Annotated in this window: 2 protein-coding genes; both read right to left on the reverse strand. The window is 63.3% G+C overall.

The genetic code is table 11. The annotated features are described in order from the left end of the window. Positions 1-1,216: protoporphyrinogen/coproporphyrinogen oxidase (locus NW838_RS13190; protein ID WP_414428186.1), on the reverse strand; the 1,216-nt coding region annotated here is incomplete at its 3' end. Then, the coding region (locus NW838_RS13195) for a WD40 repeat domain-containing protein (protein WP_414428187.1) at positions 1,216-2,665 on the reverse strand (1,450 nt) is incomplete at its 5' end. The genes NW838_RS13195 and NW838_RS13190, both read right to left, overlap by 1 nt.

Consider the following 2,665-nt stretch of genomic DNA (forward strand, 5'->3'; position numbering starts at 1 on the left):
CCAGATGCTGCTGAAAGCCGGGGGGTTGTACAAACTGGGCAAAAGGGATCCGGTATACCCGCAACAGGCGAAATTGCTCTAGGGGAGCTTTCGGGAAGTAAGCTTGCAGCTCGGCTCGGCAGGCTTGGGCCAGCTCCTCGTCACCTAAGGGGGGATCCCCCAGCACCACCACAGAGTACAGGTGTTGGCCGGGGGGAGCCAGTGCCGGGCTGATGTGGGTGAGCTGAACCCAATGGTTGATCCAGCCCTGGCCGGTGGCGTTGAGGTGCAAATAGCCACCACGAGTGAGGGAAAAGGGAGCGCAGAAGTAGAGGCAGGTCACCGCTCGCCCTGGAGTGGGAATGGGGGTGGGGGCCTGAGGGCACAGCTCCGCTTGCCAGGCCCGCGCTTGGGGGGCATCGGCGGCGCAGACTACCCACTCGGCAGGGATCTCTTCGCCATTGGCGGTGCGAATGCCGCGCACTTTCCCATCTTCTGCCAGAATGCGCTCCACCTGGGTTTGGTAGCGGATCTGTTCGGGGGACAGGTGACCGGCCAGTTGTCGGGCCAGCTCTCCCATACCCAAGGCCGGGGTGACGATGGAGCCCTCAGCCATCATCTTGAAGTAGAAGGCAAAGAGGCGGGCGCTGCTGGCCAGGTCTGGATCCAGGAGGATCCCTCGGAAAAAGGGGTAGAAAAAGTGCTGGCAAATCTTGGCGGAAAACCCATACCGCTGCAGGAATGCCTGCACAGAACAATCGGATCCCCCCAGACCTTCTTGAAAGACTTGCTCAGGGGTGCGCCGGGCCAGCTCTGCCCGCAATTGCAGCACCTTGAGCTTGTCCCCAAAGCTGGCCAAAGGATTGAGCAGGGATGGGATCCCACCGGCCAGATCCCGCAGGGGATCCCCCAACAGCCAAAACCACCCTGGCCGGGCCAACATAGCGCCGGGCCGGTAGGGACGGGGATCGAGCTTACCCAGATCCAAATGCTGCTGCACTTTGGGATAGGCGGTGAACAGCACCTGAAAGCCGCGATCCAGGCGAAAGCCATCCACCTTGTCGGTACGCACCCGCCCCCCAGGGCCATCGCTTTTTTCCAAGACGAGAACATCCCTCTGGCCCCTCAGCACCTTGGCACAGGTCAGCCCTGCCAGCCCCGCGCCGATAACCACCACTTTGCCCATGCTCTGCCGGGATCCCTTCTCCGTGGAGTATTCTATCTGCTCGGATCCCATCAGGGTTGAACAGGCGGCCCCCAGATGCGAATCGAGCCATCGGCGCCACCACTGAGAAGGGTCTGCCCATATCGCTGCGCGACGCTTCCGCGACCGGGGCCAAACAGCAAGACGCTCACCATCCAAGTCTGGCCGCCCAGGGTGCGCAACTGTTCTCCGCTGCGCAGATCCCAGAGCTTGATCTGGTGAGCGCGGTAATCGGTGCCGCTGGCGAGCAAGCGGCCATCAGGGCTGAGGGCAAGGGCGGCCAAGCCGGACAAAGTCTGGGGCAAGGTGCGCTCCAAGGATCCCGTGCCCAAGTTCCAGACCAAGATGCCACCGGTACTGCCAGCGAGCAAATAGCGGCCATCTGGGCTCAGAAGCACCTGCTCGATGGGGTAGTCGGCCTTTAGGGTTTCCAGCAAGGCCCCGCTGCCAGGATCCCAAAGGTGAACGGTGGGATCTCCATTGGCGGCCACCAAGATCCAAGGGGGGATCCCTTCAGATTGGTGGGAAGTATTCATACGGGTAGGTCTTGGGCCAAAGGCCACTGCTGTAATGCCAGCCCTCTGAGGGGTCTCCTGGGCGGCAGCAGTGGGAGGCGCCAGGGTGCGGATCAACTGGCCGTTGTCGGCCTGCCAAAGGCGGATGGTGCGGTCGGCGCTGCCACTGGCGATCCAGCGACCCTCTGGGCTGATGGCGACGCTGTTGATCAGCTCCGTGTGTCCCTGCAACTGCAACCGTGGCACCCCATCCCCCGGCGGGAGAGCCGGAAAATCCCAGACGCGCACTGTTTTGTCGGCCCCCCCACTGACCAGAAAAGTGCCATCCGGGCTGATGGCCAACGCTTCGATGGATCCCTTGTGGCCTGCTAAGGTTTGGAGAAGTTCACCGGCGTGGGGATCCCAAAGCCGGATCATGCCGTCGTCTCCCCCGGCAGCAAGGAGATTTCCATCCGGGCTGATGGCCAGAGCAGTGACGGCGACAGGGCCTTCCAGCGTAGCCTTGAGCTGCAAAGACTTGGCCCAGTCTGCCGGGTCGTTATCGCTACGCGACGCTTCCGCGACCGTGACGGCGGTGGGGACGGAGGCATGAGAACCGTTCTCGCGAGTAGGACGGAGTCCCAGGCCGTTGCGCTTTGCCGGGCCAGAGGATCCCGTTCTCGTGAGGGGGACAGAATCCTTGGGCTCCCCCCGCAGGCCAAGGTTCGCCCTCATCTGCCATACCCCTGCTACCGTCAACGCCAGCAAAGCCGCCAAGCTGCCTCCTGCCCAAACCGGTGGGATCCGGGGACGCGCCCGCAGCGATACCGGAGAACGCGGTGGGGTGGTTGGCTCCTGTAAGGGCTCGGCGGCGACAGGGCTGGGCTGGGACAGGAGTTCGGCGGCAAGGGGGCTCTCGGCGGGGGGCAAAGCCTGCAAAGCGGCCAGAGCTGCTGTTGCTGAAGGAAAGCACTGTTGTGGGTTGCAG

Source organism: Synechococcus sp. R55.2, assembly GCF_047462075.1.
Taxonomy (GTDB): domain Bacteria; phylum Cyanobacteriota; class Cyanobacteriia; order Thermostichales; family Thermostichaceae; genus Thermostichus.